This window comes from Mycobacterium sp. (assembly GCF_025965855.1).
In the GTDB taxonomy this organism is placed as follows: Bacteria; Actinomycetota; Actinomycetes; order Mycobacteriales; family Mycobacteriaceae; genus Mycobacterium.
This window is the reverse complement of sequence record NZ_JAOPWB010000274.1, coordinates 35,945-52,908: the sequence shown is the minus strand read 5'-3', so window position 1 is coordinate 52,908 and position 16,964 is coordinate 35,945. Positions and strand designations below refer to the sequence as shown.

The 16,964-nt window shown below is 68.8% G+C and carries 15 protein-coding genes and 1 pseudogene; 4 read left to right on the top strand and 12 right to left on the bottom strand.

Annotation, left to right across the window (positions count from 1 at the left end):
- Positions 1-63: 63 nt before the first annotated feature.
- Together JWP83_RS23375 and JWP83_RS23370 are read left to right on the top strand one after the other, a co-directional pair.
- Positions 64-1,257, top strand: coding sequence for an alkane 1-monooxygenase (locus JWP83_RS23375; protein WP_297735508.1), 1,194 nt, complete (start codon positions 64-66; stop codon positions 1,255-1,257).
- Positions 1,258-1,287: 30 nt separating this feature from the next.
- Positions 1,288-1,863, top strand: a complete 576-nt coding sequence (locus tag JWP83_RS23370) for a pyridoxamine 5'-phosphate oxidase family protein (RefSeq protein ID WP_297735505.1) — start codon at positions 1,288-1,290, stop codon at positions 1,861-1,863.
- Between the two features lie 6 nt (positions 1,864-1,869).
- On the opposite strand, the gene metK is transcribed toward JWP83_RS23370, so the two are convergent.
- The 5 genes from metK to mihF form a co-directional block, all read right to left on the bottom strand.
- On the bottom strand, positions 1,870-3,081 hold the full coding sequence (gene metK, locus JWP83_RS23365; protein ID WP_297735502.1) for a methionine adenosyltransferase: 1,212 nt from the start codon (positions 3,079-3,081) through the stop codon (positions 1,870-1,872).
- Positions 3,082-3,171: 90 nt separating this feature from the next.
- Positions 3,172-4,419, bottom strand: a complete 1,248-nt coding sequence (gene coaBC, locus JWP83_RS23360) for a bifunctional phosphopantothenoylcysteine decarboxylase/phosphopantothenate--cysteine ligase CoaBC (RefSeq protein ID WP_297735499.1) — start codon at positions 4,417-4,419, stop codon at positions 3,172-3,174.
- Positions 4,420-4,439: 20 nt separating this feature from the next.
- Positions 4,440-4,763 carry a DNA-directed RNA polymerase subunit omega gene (gene rpoZ / locus JWP83_RS23355; protein ID WP_297735496.1) on the bottom strand — a complete coding sequence of 108 codons (324 nt, stop codon included), beginning with the start codon at positions 4,761-4,763 and terminating at the stop codon, positions 4,440-4,442.
- Between the two features lie 81 nt (positions 4,764-4,844).
- Entirely contained in the window at positions 4,845-5,405 is a 561-nt protein-coding gene (gmk, locus tag JWP83_RS23350) for a guanylate kinase (protein ID WP_297735493.1), read from the bottom strand.
- Between the two features lie 122 nt (positions 5,406-5,527).
- Positions 5,528-5,842 carry an integration host factor, actinobacterial type gene (mihF, locus tag JWP83_RS23345; protein ID WP_036355303.1) on the bottom strand — a complete coding sequence of 105 codons (315 nt, stop codon included), beginning with the start codon at positions 5,840-5,842 and terminating at the stop codon, positions 5,528-5,530.
- A 456-nt stretch (positions 5,843-6,298) separates the two neighbouring features.
- On the opposite strand from mihF, the gene JWP83_RS23340 reads away from it, so the two are divergent.
- On the top strand, positions 6,299-6,721 hold the full coding sequence (locus JWP83_RS23340; protein WP_297735483.1) for a TOBE domain-containing protein: 423 nt from the start codon (positions 6,299-6,301) through the stop codon (positions 6,719-6,721).
- 102 nt (positions 6,722-6,823) lie between these two features.
- Here JWP83_RS23340 and pyrF read toward each other — a convergent pair whose 3' ends face one another.
- The 7 genes from pyrF to pyrR all read right to left on the bottom strand — a co-directional run bounded on the left by pyrF (position 6,824) and on the right by pyrR (position 15,573).
- Positions 6,824-7,651: an orotidine-5'-phosphate decarboxylase gene (gene pyrF / locus JWP83_RS23335; protein ID WP_297735480.1), complete on the bottom strand. Its 828-nt coding sequence runs from the start codon at positions 7,649-7,651 to the stop codon at positions 6,824-6,826.
- Positions 7,648-11,019: a carbamoyl-phosphate synthase large subunit gene (gene carB, locus JWP83_RS23330; protein ID WP_297735539.1), complete on the bottom strand. Its 3,372-nt coding sequence runs from the start codon at positions 11,017-11,019 to the stop codon at positions 7,648-7,650. The genes pyrF and carB overlap by 4 nt, the downstream gene beginning before the upstream one ends.
- A gap of 118 nt (positions 11,020-11,137) precedes the next feature.
- Positions 11,138-12,256: a glutamine-hydrolyzing carbamoyl-phosphate synthase small subunit gene (gene carA / locus JWP83_RS23325; RefSeq protein ID WP_297735476.1), complete on the bottom strand. Its 1,119-nt coding sequence runs from the start codon at positions 12,254-12,256 to the stop codon at positions 11,138-11,140.
- Positions 12,253-12,762, bottom strand: coding sequence for a transporter (locus JWP83_RS23320; RefSeq protein ID WP_297735473.1), 510 nt, complete (start codon positions 12,760-12,762; stop codon positions 12,253-12,255). The genes carA and JWP83_RS23320 overlap by 4 nt, the downstream gene beginning before the upstream one ends.
- Positions 12,759-14,063, bottom strand: coding sequence for a dihydroorotase (locus JWP83_RS23315; protein ID WP_297735470.1), 1,305 nt, complete (start codon positions 14,061-14,063; stop codon positions 12,759-12,761). The genes JWP83_RS23320 and JWP83_RS23315 overlap by 4 nt, the downstream gene beginning before the upstream one ends.
- The gene (locus JWP83_RS23310; protein ID WP_297735467.1) at positions 14,060-15,004 is read right to left on the bottom strand and encodes an aspartate carbamoyltransferase catalytic subunit; all 945 of its coding nucleotides are present in this window, start codon (positions 15,002-15,004) and stop codon (positions 14,060-14,062) included. Before JWP83_RS23310 ends, JWP83_RS23315 begins: the two co-directional genes overlap by 4 nt.
- Positions 15,001-15,573, bottom strand: a complete 573-nt coding sequence (gene pyrR / locus JWP83_RS23305) for a bifunctional pyr operon transcriptional regulator/uracil phosphoribosyltransferase PyrR (protein WP_297735464.1) — start codon at positions 15,571-15,573, stop codon at positions 15,001-15,003. The genes JWP83_RS23310 and pyrR overlap by 4 nt, the downstream gene beginning before the upstream one ends.
- 135 nt (positions 15,574-15,708) lie before the next feature.
- On the opposite strand from pyrR, the pseudogene JWP83_RS23300 reads away from it, so the two are divergent.
- Positions 15,709-16,963 (top strand): annotated as a pseudogene (locus JWP83_RS23300) (DUF222 domain-containing protein).
- Position 16,964 lies beyond the last annotated feature (1 nt).

Here is a 16,964-nt window from a genome sequence, read left to right as displayed (position 1 = left end):
CATAACCATACTAGAAGTATGTGATACCTGCTAATTTTATCTATGCGGGACGCGCAGCTGAAAATGAGACTTTCAGAATGGCTGTGGGTTCCTTTGCCATCGTTGCCGCCCGCGCGCGTCACGACCTGTCCGGCGCAGGCCCCGGCGGTCGGCTGGAAGGAACCCAGGAGGTATCTCTGGCTACTGGCAGCAGGCGTCCCGGCTTTCGTCTTCGCGGCGTGGCTCGGCGTACAGGCCACCGGGTTCGGCGCGCTCTGGTGGGCCGGTCCGCTCCTGGCGTTCGGCGTCATCCCCGTTGTCGACCACATGCTCGGTCCCGACGCTGAGAATCCGTCCGACAGCGTGCTGGCGTGGCTGGAGAGCGACCCGTTCTACCGCAGGGCCACCTACCTGTACCTGCCCAATCAGTACCTCTCGCTGCTGTTCGCCTGCTGGCTGTGGAGTGGCGGTGGCTGGCTCACAATGACTCGCGCCGACAAAGTCGGGCTGATGGCGACGGTCGGCCTCATCGGCGGCCTCGCCATCAACGCCGCGCACGAATTGGGACACTCCCGAGAACGCACCGAGCGATGCCTGAGCAAGGTGGCGCTGGCCCAAACCTGCTACGGGCATTTCTTCGTCGAGCACAACCGGGGACACCACGTGCGGGTGGCCACCGCAGAGGACCCGGCGACCGCGCGGCTGGGCGAGAGCCTCTACGCCTTCATTCCGCGTTCGGTGATCGGCGGCGTGCGCTCGGCCTGGAATCTGGAAGCCAGCCGGTTGGCGAAGACGGGCAAATCTCGCTGGTCGCTAGATAACGACGTGCTCAACGCGTGGCTGCTGAGCGTCGCGTTGTTCACCGTGCTTTCGGTATGGTTTGGCGCGGTCGTACTGCCGTGGCTGGCCGGGCAGGCGATCATCGGCTTCTGCCTGCTCGAAACGGTCAATTACATGGAGCATTACGGGCTCCGGCGGCAGCGGCTGCCCAGCGGCCGCTACGAACGGGTGCGGCCGGCGCACAGCTGGAACAGCAGCACGCTACTCACCAATATCCTTCTTTTTCACCTGCAACGGCATTCCGACCACCACGCCAACCCGCTTCGGCCCTACCAGGTGCTGCGCCACGTCGACGGGGCTCCCCAACTCCCGTGCGGCTACAGCGCCATGCTGCTGCTGGCGTTGGTCCCGCCGTTGTGGCGCCGGACCATGGACCCGCGGGTAGCCGACTTCTATAGGCACGACAACCGGTTGGCCGCACTCAAGCCGCAACGGTAACCGTCCCTCGGCGAGGCTACGCTTTCAGACGTGGCAAAAGAGTTTTCGAGTATCGACCAGTCGCTCCGAGACTTCATCGGAGATCAGGCCATGTTCTTCGTTGCCACCGCCCCCTCCGGAGGGGGCCGAATCAACCTCTCCCCCAAGGGTTATCGTGACACCTTCGCGGTGCTGGACGATCACACCGTCGCCTATCTCGACCTGTTCGGCAGCGGTGTCGAAACGATCGCCCACCTGCGTGACAACGGCCGGATCACCATCATGTTCTGCTCGTTCACGCGCAACTCGCGGATTTTGCGGCTGTTTGGCACCGGGCGGGTCGTTTGCCCGGACGACGCCGAATTCACCGGGCTGCTAACGCATTTCGGGGCTCAGCGTGCGGGCATCCGTGCCGTCATCGTGATCGGCCTCGAGCGGATCGCCGACGCGTGCGGGTTCGCGGTGCCGTACTACGAGCTGGTCGGCGAACGGCCGGTGCTCGAAGCGCATCACGACAAGGCGTCCGAAGACCGATTCACTCGCCTCGTCGCTCGCAACCGGCACAGCATCGACGGCCTGCCCGCGCTCAACGACGATCACCCGCTGCCATCGAGCATCCAAAGCTGACGGGCGTTAGATCGCGCGCTTGAGCTCGTCGACCATGTTGAGCTGCTCCCACGGCAGCTCGATGTCGGTGCGGCCGAAGTGGCCGTAGGCGGCGGTCTGCGCGTAGATCGGGCGCAGCAGGTCCAGGTCGCGGATGATCGCACCGGGCCGCAGGTCGAAAACCTCGGGCACGATCTTCTCGATCTTGACCGGGTCGACGGTCGCGGTGCCGAACGTCTCGATGAACAGCCCGACCGGGGCGGCCTTGCCGATGGCGTAAGCCACCTGCACCTCGACCCGCTCCGCCAGCCCGGCGGCGACGATGTTCTTTGCCACCCAGCGCATCGCGTAGGCCGCCGACCGGTCCACCTTGGACGGATCCTTGCCGGAGAAGGCGCCGCCGCCGTGCCGGGCCCAGCCGCCGTAGGTGTCGACGATGATCTTGCGGCCGGTCAGGCCCGCGTCGCCCATGGGGCCGCCGAGCACGAACTTGCCGGTCGGGTTGACCAGCACCCGGGTCGACGACGAGTCCAGAGTTTCGTGGGCCAGCTCGTCGAGCACGGTCTTCAGCACGTGCGTGCGGATGTCGGGGTCCAGCGTGTTCTCCAGGTCGATCCCGTCGGCGTGCTGGGTGGAGATGACCACGGTGTCCAGCCGGACCGGGACGTCGTCCTCGTAGGCGATGGTGACCTGGGTCTTGCCGTCGGGACGCAGGTAGGGCAGCACGCCCTTCTTGCGAACCTCGGTCAGCCGCCGCGACAGGCGGTGCGCCAGCGCGATGGGAAGCGGCATCAGTTCCGGGGTGTCGTTGATCGCGTAACCGAACATCAGGCCCTGGTCACCCGCGCCCTGCGCGTCCAGCGGGTCCGCCGCGCCCTCCACGCGCGCCTCGTGGGCGGTGTCGACGCCCATGGCGATGTCAGGCGACTGCGCGCCGATGCCGATGTTCACGCCGCACGACGCCCCGTCGAAGCCCTTGTCCGACGAGTCGTAGCCGATGTCGAGGATGCGGGCGCGGACCGTGTTGGTGATGTCGGCGAACGCCTCCTTGGCCAACGTCGTCACCTCGCCCACCACATGCACCTGCCCGGTGGTCACGAGCGTCTCGACCGCCACACGTGAGCGGGGGTCCTCCGCGAGGAGCGCGTCGAGGACCGAGTCGCTGATCGCGTCACAGATCTTGTCGGGGTGCCCCTCGGTCACCGACTCACTGGTAAACAGACGACCCTTTTCGCTCACAGTCCCGATCCTTCCAATAGTTAGTTAGTCGAATTATATCTTCTGGCATCATCCGGCGCCCGCGCGGGCGCCGTAGCGAAACAAACCCTTCTACCCGCTGTGGCCGTGCAGGAACGCGACTATCGCATCCACGATACGACTGGCCATAAGCGTCTTGGAGCCGTGCGGAAGCGCCGACTCGGTGCCGTCGGAAGCCAGCAGCCAGCCGTCGTTGCTGTCCACCTCGAATGCCCTGTTGTCGCCGACGGCGTTGACGACCAAGAGGTCACAGCCCTTGCGCCGCAGCTTTTCTCGCGCGTGGAACAACACATCGCCGTTGGCGTCGCCGGTCTCGGCGGCAAAACCCACGATGGCCCGCATGTTGGGCAGCTGCCCGTGCGCGCGGGCCCGCACCGCGCCGGCCAGCACGTCGTCGTTGCGGACCAGCCCGATCGTCGGCTCTTCCTGGATGTCGGGGCCCTTTTTGATCTTCGCGGTGGCAACCTGCGCGGGCCGAAAGTCGGCGACGGCCGCCGCCATGACCAGCACGTCCGACTCGGGAGCGTGCTTGGATACCGCCTCGCCGAGTTGCTGCGCCGAGCTGACCTGCACCACGTTGACGCCGGCGGGGTCGATCAGCCCGGCGGTGTGCCCGGCGATCAGGGTGACCTCGGCGCCGCGCTGGGCGGCGACCCGCGCCACCGCATAGCCCTGCTTGCCGGAGCTGCGGTTGCCGATGAAGCGCACCGGGTCGATCGGTTCGCGGGTGCCGCCGGCGGTGACCAGCACCCGGCGGCCGGCAAGGTCGTAGGGCAGCGCGTCGTGGCGCTCCAGTAGCAGCTGGGCCAGGGTGGTGATCTCTTCGGCCTCGGGCAGCCTTCCGGCACCGCTGTCGGTGCCCGTGAGCCGTCCGTAGGCGGGTTCGAGCACCACGGCCCCGCGGCGCCGCAGCGTGGCCACGTTGTCGACGGTGGCCGGGTGCAACCACATCTCGGTGTGCATCGCCGGGGCGAACAGCACGGGACATCGGGCGGTCAGCAGCGTTGCGGTCAGCAGGTCGTCGGCCCGGCCGGAGACTGCCCTGGCCAGCAGGTCGGCGGTGGCCGGCGCCACGAGGACCAGGTCGGCCTGCTTGCCGAGCTGGACGTGCGGCACCTCGGGCACGTCGTCGAAGACGCCGGTGCGCACCGGCTGGCCCGACAGCGCCTCGAAGGTTGCGGCCCCCACGAACCGCAGCGCGGATTCGGTGGGGATGACGCGGACCTGGTGGCCGGCTTCGGCGAGCTGACGGACGACGGTGCATGCCTTGTAGGCGGCGATGCCCCCCGAGACGCCGACGACGATCCGCTTGCTGTCCACAGCGCGCCCGGCCCTGCCTGTTACTCGCCCTCGGTGTGTTCGAGCAGGTCGGCGTGGATCTCGCGCAACGCGATGGACAACGGCTTTTCCTGCAGCCCGGGCTCGACGAGCGGGCCCACGTACTCGAGGATGCCCTCGCCGAGCTGGTTGTAGTAGTCGTTGATCTGACGGGCCCGCTTGGCCGCGTAGATGACCAGGGCGTACTTGCTGGAGACGCGGTCCAGCAGCTCGTCGATGGGCGGGTTGGTGATGCCCAGAGGGGTGTCGTAACCGCCCTGCCCGCCCGCCGAGGGATCGAACTGGTCCACGGCGGTCAGTGACGGGTCGGACTGGGGAATGCTCACGTAGGTCTGTCTCCTGACGCATTAGAGCCGTGCTGAACGGCTAAAGAACTTCGATGCTTGAATCTGGTCTGGTCAGGCGGTTCATGCCGAGCCCGGCGCAGTTCCCACCAGCAAGGATACCAATTCGGCGCACGCAGACTCCAATCGACTGTTGACCACCACTTCGTCGAAGTCGTCCTGGGCCGCCATTTCGGTGCGGGCGGTGTCGAGGCGGCGCCGTATCGCCTCCGGTGTCTCGGTGCCGCGCCCGATCAGCCTGGCCTCCAGATCCTCCCAGCTGGGGGGCGCCAGGAACACGGTGAGCGCCTCGGGCATCGCCTTCTTGACCGCCCTGGCACCGGCCAGGTCGACCTCGATGAGCACGGGAAGCCCGGACACCGTGGCGGCCCGCACCGGCTCGGCCAGAGTGCCCGACCGGTGCAGCCCGCCGTGGATCTCGGCCCACTCCAGCAGGGCGCCCTCATCGATCAGTTGCTGGAAGCGGGCGGGGGTGACGAAGTGGTAGTCGACGCCGTCCACTTCGCCGGGCCGCGGCGCCCGCGTCGTGGCCGAGACGCTGAACTGCAGGTTGGGGATCCGCTCGCGCAGACACCGGACCACCGTCGACTTGCCGACCGCGGAGGGACCGGACAGCACGACCACACGCCCCCTGCCCGTTGGCTCAGGGCGTGCCCCCCGTGCAACGTCCGGCCCCCCGCCGGTCACTGGCGCTCCCGGGTCGGTGCCCCCACAGGCCATTCGGCCTGCATGGTCGCGGTTTCGGTTTAGGAGCCGAACTTTTCCAGCAGGGCCTTGCGCTGCCGGTCCCCGAGGCCGCGCAGGCGGCGGGTGGGAGCGATTTCCAGCTCGGTCATGATCTCCTGCGCCTTGACCTTGCCCACCTTCGGCAAGGCCTCGAGCAGCGCAGACACCTTCATCTTGCCGAGGACTTCATCGCTTTCGGCGTCCTTGAGCACCTGGGTGAGGTTGGTGCCACCGCGCTTGAGCCGATCTTTGAGCTCTGCTCGCGCTCGACGTGCGGCAGCCGCCTTCTCCAACGCGGCCGCGCGCTGCTCGTCGGTCAACTGGGGAAGGGCCACGATTCCTCCGTATCTGATCAATCGATAATCGATCTCGTTTTGTCTCTGCCGGGTACTTCAGCCAGCGGAGATGACCGTACTCAGGCTTCCTGACGAAATCTAATCCGACCCCCTCGTTAATTGTGCAAATGTGCAGCGTGGGCCCCCGGGCTAACCCGCCGGGGCATCGCCGGGACGGCCCGTACGCAGCCCCGTTTCGACGGTGGCGCCGCCTTCCCGCGGCCCCGAATAGGGGGTTCTACCAGTGGTTTTGGGCTCTCGTGTCAGCGCGGGGCGGGGCGGCCGCGGACGCGGCGGACGCCCACGGCGAACGGCCCCACGCCCGGGTGCCGGGGATCACGAGATTTTTCATCGTGCGTCGCGCGTGTCGCGCCCGCGGTCAAGTGCCAGGTCGGCGGCGTTTACGCAGCGATGTTTCAGCTAATGCCCAGCCAAATATCAGTTACGATCGAAACCGTGCCGAACCTGCGCATTCGTCAGGCGGCTGAACTGCTGGGAGTCAGCGACGACACGGTCCGCCGCTGGATCAACCAAGGCACTTTGTCGGTCGGTCACGACGCGGCGGGGCGCAAGGTCATCGCGAGCGAGGATCTGGCCGAGTTCTCCCGGACCAACGCACCCGCCCCGCCACCGGATCCGCTGAGCATCGGCAGCTCGGCCCGCAACCGGTTCGTCGGCCTGGTCACGAGGGTGATCAGCGACACGGTGATGACCCAGGTCGAGATGCAGTGCGGTCCCCACACCGTGATCTCGCTGATGAGCACCGCGGCCGCCGACGAGCTGAAACTTCGGCCCGGCAGCGTCGCCGTGGCCGTCGTCAAGGCCACCAGCGTCATCGTGGAGACCGCACGGCCAACTGCGGCCGTAGCTTCGGACTGAGTGTGCGCCGACGGCTTTACGTGTGTGCTGGGGGCGGGAAAAACGGCCTTAGCCGCGCGGTGGACGCACAGTGAAAGCCCAGGTTTCACACCGAAACGCGATCTACAGGGCAGCGAGGTACGCGACCGCGTCCAGCATCCGTTCGCCGGCCGCGCGCAGGTCCGACACGCTCGGTCCGGCCCGGAGCACCTCACGCGCCACCGCGGGCAGCAGCTGGCCCGGCGCGGCCCCGCCCAGGCCGCCGAGCGCCTCGGGCCGTCCGCCCTGCACCCCGACGCCGGGCACCAGCACCGGTCCGCCCAGCTCGCTGACGTCGGGCGCCTCGAACACCGTCGCCCCGAGGACCACACCGACGTATCCGGGCTCGGATCCGGTGGCGGACCGGTTGACGACCGCCGCCTGGTCGACGATCAGCTGTGACACCGTCCGGCCGTCGAACTCGGCACGCTGCACGGTGGCGCCCTCCGGGTTGGAGGTCGCTGCCAGCACGAACACCCCCCGGTCGTTGGCCGCCGCGGCCTCCAGCAGCGGCCGCAACGAACCGAATCCCAGATAGGGCGAGGCGGTGACCGCGTCGGCCGCCAGCGGCGAATCGCCCGCCCAGGCCGCGGCGTAGGCCGCCATCGTCGACCCGATGTCGCCCCGCTTGGCGTCGGCCAGCACCAGCACCCCGGCCGTACTCAGCGCGGCGATGGTGCGTTCCAGGACCGCGTATCCGGCGGCGCCGTAGGCCTCGAAGAACGCCACCTGCGGTTTGACGACGGCGAATCCGGAGAAGGCCTCGATGCAGACGTCGCAGAACGCCGCCAGCCCGTCGGCCGTGGTGGGCAGGTCCCAGGCCCGCAGTAGCTCCGGGTGCGGGTCGATGCCCAGGCACAGCGGCCCGCGGCTCAGCTTCGCCTCGGCCAGCCGGGCGCCGAACCCGGTCATCGGGCGCCCTGACCAATGGGCCCGGCGCCTTGCGCACCAATGGCGCTGTGCAACTCCTGCAGCGACCGCACGCCGATGTCGCCGCGGATGCCCGCCTCGATGCCCTGCACGGCCGCGGAGGCGCCCTGCACCGTGGTGACACAGGGGATGTTGACCGACACGGCGGCCGAGCGGATTTCGTAGCCGTCGATGCGCGGGCCGGAGTTGCCATAGGGGGTGTTGATCACCATGTCGACCTCGCCGGCCTTGATCAGGTCGACCGCCGACGCCACGGGCCGGCCCTGCTGCGGCGGCTCGAAGTGCTTGCGAACCTCGTCACACGGGATCCCGTTGCGGCGCAACATCTCCGCGGTGCCCTCGGTGGCCAGGACGCGAAATCCCAAGTCGGCCAGGCGCTTGACCGGAAACACCATTGACCGCTTGTCGCGGTTGGCCACCGACACGAATATCGTCCCCCCGGCCGGAAGCGACCCGTAGGCGGCGGTCTGGCTCTTGGCGAAGGCGCTGCCGAAGTCGCGGTCGATGCCCATCACCTCGCCCGTCGATTTCATCTCCGGGCCGAGCAGCGAATCGATGGCCGCGCCGTCGGCGCGGCGGAAGCGGTTAAAAGGCAGCACGGCCTCCTTGACCGCGATCGGGGCCTGTGGCGGCGCGTGGGCGCCGTCCCCGGTCGCGGCCAGCAGACCCTCGTCACGAAGCTGAGAGATAGTGGCGCCCAACATGATCCGGGCGCACGCCTTGGCGAGCGGGATCGCGGTCGCCTTGGAGACGAATGGCACCGTGCGGCTCGCCCGCGGGTTGGCCTCCAGGACGTAGAGCACGTCGTCCTTGAGAGCGTACTGGACGTTGAGCAGCCCGACCACGCCGATTCCGTGGGCGATGGCCTCGGTGGAGCTGCGCACCTTCTCGATGTCGCTGCGGCCCAGCGTGACCGGGGGCAGCGCGCAGGCCGAGTCGCCGGAGTGAATGCCGGCCTCCTCGATGTGTTCCATGATGCCGCCGATGTAGACCTCGGCCCCGTCGCACAGCGCGTCCACGTCGATCTCCACGGCGTCCTCGAGGAAGCGGTCGACGAGCACCGGGTGTTCGGGCGAGAGCGCGGTGGCGCGGGTGATGTAGCCCTTCAGCGTCTCCTCGTCGTAGACGATCTCCATGCCGCGACCGCCCAGCACGTAGGACGGCCGCACCAGCACCGGGTACCCGATCTCCTCGGCGATCCGGCGGGCCTGGGCGAAAGTCGTTGCGGTGCCGTACTTTGGCGCGGGCAGTCCGGCGGCGGCCAGCACGTCGCCGAAGGCGCCGCGGTCCTCGGCCAGGTCGATGGCCTCCGGCGGGGTTCCCACGATCGGGACCCCCGCGTCGAAGAGCCGTTGGGCGAGCCCCAGCGGGGTCTGGCCGCCGAGCTGCACGATGACACCGACGACGCCGGGACCATCGCCACCCGACTGCGTCTCGGCGTGGAACACCTCCAGGACGTCCTCGAAAGTCAGCGGCTCGAAGTAGAGCCGGTCGGCCGTGTCGTAGTCGGTGGACACCGTCTCGGGGTTGCAGTTGACCATCACGGTCTCGAAACCGGCCTGGCTCAACGTCGTTGCCGCGTGCACGCAGCTGTAGTCGAATTCGATGCCCTGACCGATCCGGTTGGGGCCCGATCCCAGGATCAGCACCTTGGGCTTCTCGGTCTGCGGGGCCACCTCCGTTTCGGCGGCGGGGTCCAGCTCGTAGCTGCTGTAGTGGTAGGGCGTCTTGGCCTCGAACTCCGCCGCGCAGGTGTCCACCGTCTTGTACACCGGGTGGATGCCGAGGCGCTCCCGCAATGACCGCACCCCGTCCTCGCCGGCCAATTCCGGGCGCAGCGCGGCGATCTGGCCGTCCGAGAGGCCGCTGTGTTTGGCCTGCCGCAGCAGGTCGGCGTCCAGCACCGGGGCGCCGACCACCTCCGCGCGCAACTCGACCAGCTCACCGATCTGCGCGACGAACCACGGGTCCACGCCGGAGACCCGCGCCACCTCTTCCACGGATGCGCCCAGCCGCAGCGCCAGTTCGATGTCGTAGAGGCGGCCTTCGGTCGGGGTCTGCAGCCGGGTCAGTACGTCATCGATGTCCCCCTGGTCGTCGGAGGACGTCCAGAACCCGGCGCGCTCGGTCTCCAGGGATCGCATCACCTTGCCCAGCGCCTCGATGAAGTTGCGGCCCAACGACATTGCCTCGCCGACGGATTTCATCGTGGTGGTCAGGGTTGGGTCGGCGCCGGGGAACTTCTCGAACGCGAACCGCGGCGCCTTGACCACGACGTAGTCCAGCGTCGGCTCGAAGCAGGCCGGCGTCTCCTTGGTGATGTCGTTGAGGATCTCGTCGAGGGTGTAGCCGATGGCCAGCTTGGCGGCGATCTTGGCGATCGGGAAGCCGGTGGCCTTGGACGCCAGCGCACTTGACCGCGACACCCGCGGGTTCATCTCGACGACGATCAGCCGGCCGTCGCGCGGGTCGACCGCGAACTGGATGTTGCAGCCGCCGGTGTCCACGCCGACCTCACGCAGGATCGCGATGCCCAGGTCGCGCATCCGCTGGTATTCCCGGTCGGTCAGCGTCATGGCCGGGGCGACGGTGACCGAGTCTCCGGTGTGCACGCCCATCGGGTCGACGTTCTCGATGGAGCACACCACGACCACGTTGTCGTGGCCGTCGCGCATCAGCTCGAGCTCGAATTCCTTCCAGCCGTAGATCGATTCCTCGATCAGCACGTTGGCGCTGGGCGAGGCGGCCAGCCCGGCGCCGGCCATCCGGTCGACCTCTTCGGCGGAGTGCGCCATGCCCGAGCCCAGCCCGCCCATGGTGAAGCTGGGCCGCACGACCACCGGCAGGCCGACCTCTTCGACGGTCTCGCGGACCTCCTCCATGGTGAAACACACGCGGCTGCGGGCGGATTCACCGCCGACCTTGGCGACGATGTCCTTGAACCGCTGCCGGTCCTCGCCGCGCTGGATGGCGTCGAAATCGGCGCCGATGAGCTCGACGCCGTAGCGCTCCAGCACCCCGTTCTCGTACAGCGCGACCGCGGTGTTCAGCGCCGTCTGCCCGCCCAGCGTGGCCAGCAGCGCGTCGATCTTGTTGCCCCGCTCGGCCTGCTGGGCGATCACCCGCTCGACGAACGCCGGCGTGATGGGTTCCACATAGGTGTTATCGGCGAACTCGGGGTCGGTCATGATGGTGGCCGGGTTGGAGTTGACCAGGCTCACCTGCAGGCCCTCGGCGCGCAGCACCCGGCAGGCCTGGGTGCCGGAGTAGTCGAACTCGCAGGCCTGCCCGATCACGATCGGCCCCGAGCCGATCACCAGCACGTGGCGCAAGTCGGTGCGACGCGGCACTAGCATCCCCCCGCGGTCTTGGCGCGAGCGTGCGCAGTTGTACACCGTTGAGGGCGTGTCGTTGTACAGACACGCTCCCCCGCACGCGGGAGGTGCCCCCAGCTCGCGGGGTAGGACATCAGCGTCCCCCTGCCATCAGGTCGATGAATTGGTCGAACAGGTACTCGGCGTCGTGCGGACCGGCGGCGGCCTCGGGGTGGTACTGCACCGAAAACGCCTTGCCATCGGCGAGTTTGACGCCTTCCACCACCCCATCGTTGGCGCAGGTGTGGCTGACGACCGCCGGGCCGAACGGGGTGTCGAAGGACTGGCCCGCCTCGCCTTCCAGCGCAAAGCCGTGATTCTGTGCGGTCACCGCGACCCGCCGGGTGGCGTGGTCGATGACCGGGACGTTGATGCCGCGGTGGCCGAACACCATCTTGTACGTGGACAGGCCCAGCGCCCGGCCGAGGATCTGATTGCCGAAACAGATGCCGAACAACGGGATTCCGGCGTCCAGCACCTCGCGGGTGAGCGCGACGACGTGGTCGGCGGTGGCGGGGTCACCCGGGCCGTTGGACAGGAATACGCCGTTGGCCTTGATGTCGGCGATCTGCTCGAAGGTCGCCGACGCCGGTAGCACGTGGCTGCGGATGCCGCGCCGGGAGAAGTTGCGGGGCGTGTTGGTCTTGATCCCCAGGTCCAGGGCGGCCACCGTGAACCGGTGCGGTCCTTCGGGTTCCACGACGTAGGCGCCTTCGGTGCTGACCTCGCCGGCCAGATCGGCGCCCAGCATCGACTGCTGGCCGCGCACCCGATCCACCAACTCGGCCGGCTCGGCCAGCGCGTCACCGGAGAAGACCCCCGCCTTCATCGAGCCGCGGCTGCGCAGGTGCCGCACCACCGCACGGGTGTCGATCCCGGCGATGCCGACGATGCCCTGGCGGGCCAGCTCGTCCTCCAGCGTGCCGGTGGCGCGCCAGTTGGAGGCGCGCGGCGACGGGTCGCGCACCGCGTAACCGGCGACCCAGATCCTGTCGCCGCGGCTTTCGGCGTCCTCATCGTTCCAGCCGGTGTTGCCGATCTGCGGCGCGGTGGCGACGACGATCTGGCGGTGGTAACTGGGATCGGTCAGCGTCTCCTGATAGCCGGACATGCCGGTGGAGAAAACGGCCTCCCCGAGCGTCTGACCGACCTTGCCGAACGGCGTTCCGGTGAAGACGCGGCCGTCCTCGAGAACCAGCAGGGCTTTACTCACGCCACATCCTCCTGCCGGCCTTCCAGCCAGGCGTCGTATTCGCCGCGATGGTTCGCGCGAAACCCGGTGTCGATCTCGACGCCGGACGGCAGCCGCCACCGAATCGCCAGAATCCCGATGCGGGCCACCACCTTGCCCGCCATCCCGCGTTCCAAGCGGACGGCCGCGATCGACTCCTGCGGAATCCAAATAGGAAGGGCGCGAATGCGTTCCAGCAGAATCCCCTCGGGATAGCGCGTCAGCACCGCTTTGCTGCGGTACCCCAGATCGCCGGCCGTGATCCGCTCGTTCCAGGCCGGAGCCGTCGTGCAGCCGCAATAGAGGCCGCGGGTGGTCAGCATGGCCCCGCCCACCTGGTCGGGCACGTCGGGCAGGTCGCCGATCAGCTCCGTTTGCCGCTGGGAGCGGCGCTGCCAGCCGCGCATCATCAACTGGATCACCACCGCGATCACCACCACCAGCACGGCCGCGAAGATCAGCGAACCCACCAACGTGCCCGAGTTCATGCCGGGCTCTTCCCGTCCCGGGCGGTGACCTTTCCGCGCAGCAGGGTCGCGGTCACGGTGGCGGGCAACGTCATCGACTCGTACGGCGTGTTGGCCGACCGGCTGGCCAGGTCCGACCCGGCGACCGTCCACGCGGCGTCCGGGTCCACGACGGTGAGGTTGGCCGGCTCCCCCACCTCCAGCGGGCGGCCGTGGTCGGGCAACCCGACGATGCGCGCCGGGTTTTCGCTCATCACCCGCGCGACATCGCGCCACGACAACAGTCCGGGCGCCACCATCGTCTGCACCACCACCGACAGCGCGGTTTGCAGCCCCAGCATGCCGGGGCGCGCCGCCGCGAACTCGACGCACTTCTCGTGCTCGGCGTGCGGGGCATGGTCGGTGGCCACGCAGTCGATTACCCCGTCGGCCAGCGCTTGACGCAGCGCGACCGCGTCGGCGGCCTCGCGCAGCGGCGGGTTGACCCGGTTCACCCCCTCGTAGCCGGCCAGCCGGCCGTCGTCGAGCAGCAGGTGGTGCGGGGTGACCTCGGCGGTAATCGAAATTCCTTGTTCCTTGGCCCATTTCACGATCTCGACGGTGCCCGCCGTGGAGGCATGGCAGATGTGCACCCGGGCACCGGCGTCGCGGGCCAGCAGCGCGTCGCGGGCCACGATCGATTCCTCCGCGGCCCGAGGCCATCCCGCGAGTCCGAGCCGCGCGGCCGTGGGCCCCTCGTGGGCGACGGCGCCGACGGTCAGCCTCGGCTCCTCGGCGTGCTGGGCGATCAGCACTCCCAGGCCGGTGGCGTACTCCAGGGCGCGGCGCATGATCAGCGGGTCGTGCACGCAGATGCCGTCGTCGGAGAACATCCGGACCTGCGCGGCGCCGGCGGTCATCATGCCCATCTCGGTGAGCTCGGCGCCGGCCAGCCCGACGGTGACGGCGCCGACGGGATGCACGTCGACCAGGCCGACCTGCTGGCCGCGATGCCAGACGTGGTCGGTAACCACCGGGCTGTCGGCGACAGGATGGGTGTTGGCCATCGCGAACACCGCCGTGTAGCCGCCCAAAGCCGCGGCCGCCGAACCGGTTTCGATGTCCTCGGCGTATTCGCGGCCCGGCTCGCGCAGGTGGGTGTGCAGGTCGACGAACCCCGGGAGCAGCACCTGACCCGTCGCATCAATCACGTCTAGATCCTTTTGGAGCGCTCCGGGCTGCTCAAGGTCCGGGCCGATTTCGGCGATCTGGCCGTCATCGACCAGCACGTCGACCCGGTCACCTTCACCGTAGAGACGCACGCCGCGGATCAACACGCTCATGCCGCGATCTCCTGCGCCCCGACCAAGACATGGAACAGCACCGCCATCCGGACGTGTACTCCGTTCGAAACCTGTTGCAGCACAGCCGATTGCGATGAATCCGCCACCGAAGACGAGATCTCCATGCCGCGCACCATCGGCCCCGGGTGCAGCACCACCGCGTGGCCCGGCAACATCGCCTGGCGCCGCTCGGAAAGCCCGTAACGAACGGAGTATTCGCGCACCGACGGGAAGAAGCCGCCGTTCATCCGCTCGGCCTGCACCCGCAGCATCAGCACCGCGTCGGCGGCGGGCAGCTCGGCGTCGAAGTCATAGGAGACGGTGGCCGGCCAGCCGTCGACCCCGACCGGCAACAGCGTCGGCGGCGCGACCAGCACTACCTCGGCGCCCAGGGTGTCCAGCAGCATGACGTTGGAGCGGGCGACCCGGCTGTGCAGGATGTCGCCGACGATCACGACGCGCCGGCCCTCGATGCCGCCGAGCCGCTGGCGGACGGTCAGCGCGTCCAGCAGCGCCTGCGTCGGGTGCTCGTGGGTGCCGTCGCCGGCGTTGATCACCGACGGGCCGTCACCGTTGCTGCATGTCCAGTCGGCGAGCAGGTGCGCGGCGCCCGACGCGGGGTGGCGGATGATCAGCGCGTCGGCGCCGGCCGCCCGCAGCGTCAGCGCCGTGTCACGCAGCGATTCGCCCTTGCCCACCGACGATCCGGTCGCGCTGACGTTGATGACGTCGGCGCTCATCCACTTGCCGGCCACCTCGAAGGACACCCGGGTGCGCGTCGAGTTCTCGTAGAACATCGTGACGACGGTGCGGCCGCGCAGCGTCGGCAGCTTCTTGATCTCGCGGCCTACGAGGGCCTGCGCGAACCGGTCCGCGTCGTCGAGGATGGCGGTGGCGTCGTCGCGGCTCAGGTCGCCGGCTGCCAGCAGGTGTCGCGTCATCGCGAGATCACCACCCCGTCGCGTCCGTCGTGCTCGCTCAACAGCACGTGCACGCTTTCGCTGCGTGAGGTGGGGACGTTCTTGCCGACGTAGTCGGCGCGCAGCGGCAGCTCGCGGTGGCCGCGGTCGACCAGCACCGCCAGTTGCACCGCCCGCGGCCGGCCCACGTCGCGCAGCGCGTCCAGGGCGGAACGCACCGAGCGGCCGGAATAGAGCACGTCGTCGACGAGGATCACCAGCGCGTCGTCGATGCCGCCGGCCGGAATGGAGGTGGCCTCCAGCGGCCGCGGCGGCTTTTGCATCAGGTCGTCCCGGTAGAGCGTGATGTCGAGGGCACCGTGTGCGACGTCAGCCCCGCTGTACTCGGCGATGTTGGCGGCGAGGCGCTTGGCGAGGAGGACGCCGCGGGTCGGGATGCCCAGCAACACCACCCGCGGCGCGTCGGGACCATCCAGCGCGGTCTTTTCGATGATCTGATGCGCGATACGGGAAATGGTGCGGCCCACGTCGGCCGCCGACATCAACTCCCGGGATTCGCTGCCTAAGGCGGCATCCCCCGCTGCACCCATGCGAGAACTTGACCTCCTTCTCCGCCTCTCCGGACGGATCGTTAAAGGATGTCGACTGCCCGGCAGCCTAGCACTTCGATGCGAGTGGGCCGCGGCGCGGTCGACGTGTCGGCGGCCAGGCCTACTATCGAAAGCATGTTCGAAGATGAGGGGGCGCTGATAGCGCGGATCGCCGAGTTGGAGGTGGCCAAGTCGGCGGCCGCCGCAGCTCAGGCGCGATCGGCCGTGGAATTAGATGCGCTGCGTCGCTCGCGTGAGGCCGACGCGGGAGTGCCGGGCGCCCAGCGCGGGCGCGGGGTCGCCAGCGAGATCGCTCTCGCGCGACGGGATTCGCCGGCCCGGGGAGGGCGGCATCTCGGATTCGCCAAGGCGCTGGTGCACGAGATGCCGCACACGCTCGCCGCGCTGGAGACAGGGCGGTTGTCGGAGTGGCGGGCCACCCTGATCGTGCGGGAATCGGCCTGTCTGGAGGTTGACCGCCGTCGCGCACTGGACGCCGAGCTGTGCGCCGACGCGTCGAAGCTGGACGGGATGGGTGACGCGCGGGTGGCCGCGGCGGCCCGGGCGATCGCGTATCGGCTCAATGCGCAGGGTGGTCGACCGGGCGGCCAAGGCTGAGGAAGAACGCACGGTGACGATTCGTCCCGCGCCCGACACGATGACCTATGTGACCGCGCTGCTGCCTGTGTCCCAGGGAGTTTCGGTTTACGCGGCGCTCAAGCGGGCCGCCGACACCACGTTCGATGACCGCACCCGCGGCCAGGCGATGGCCGACACGTTGGTCGAGCGCGTCACCGGACGACCCGCCGAGGTGGCCCAACCGATCGCGGTCAACCTGGTAATTTCCGACGAGACGCTGCTGGGGCACGACCACACGGCGGCACTGGTCGACGGGTATGGCCCCATCCCGGCGGCGGTGGCACGCCATTTGGTGCGCGGCGCGGTCGTCGATGACCGGTCGCGCGCTACGCTGCGGCGGCTGTACCGGCATCCCGGTTCCGGGGCTCTGGTGGCCATGGAGTCGCGGGCGCGTTGCTTCCCGAAGGGGCTCGCCACGTTCATCGGCCTGCGTGATCAGCGCGGTCGCACTCCCTACTGTGACGCCCCGATCCGCCACCACGACCACGCCACCCCGCATCGCCGCGGCGGTGCGACCAGCGCGGCCAACGGGCTGGGAATGTGTGAGCGCTGCAATTACGCCAAGGAGGCGCCTGGCTGGCGCGTCAGCACGACCGTAGACGAAACCGGTTGTCATGGGGCGGAATTCATCACGCCCACCGGGATGCACTATCACTCGACCGCCCCGCCGCAGCCCGGACCTCTCGAGATTTTCGTCAGTGAGGTGGAAGACCGGATCACCATCGCACTCGCCGAGCTCCACGCCGCCTAAG

Bases quoted from the DNA above. Each gene is read 5' to 3' on its own strand.
- JWP83_RS23375 (WP_297735508.1), top strand. From the start codon at position 64: ATGAGACTTTCAGAATGGCTGTGGGTTCCTTTGCCATCGTTGCCGCCC.
- pyrF (WP_297735480.1), bottom strand. From the start codon at position 7,651: ATGACCGGGTTCGGCGCCCGGCTGGCCGAGGCGAAGCTGAGCCGCGGG.
- JWP83_RS23320 (WP_297735473.1), bottom strand. From the start codon at position 12,762: ATGAACTCGGGCACGTTGGTGGGTTCGCTGATCTTCGCGGCCGTGCTG.
- JWP83_RS23315 (WP_297735470.1), bottom strand. From the start codon at position 14,063: ATGAGCGTGTTGATCCGCGGCGTGCGTCTCTACGGTGAAGGTGACCGG.
- JWP83_RS23310 (WP_297735467.1), bottom strand. From the start codon at position 15,004: ATGACGCGACACCTGCTGGCAGCCGGCGACCTGAGCCGCGACGACGCC.
- pyrR (WP_297735464.1), bottom strand. From the start codon at position 15,573: ATGGGTGCAGCGGGGGATGCCGCCTTAGGCAGCGAATCCCGGGAGTTG.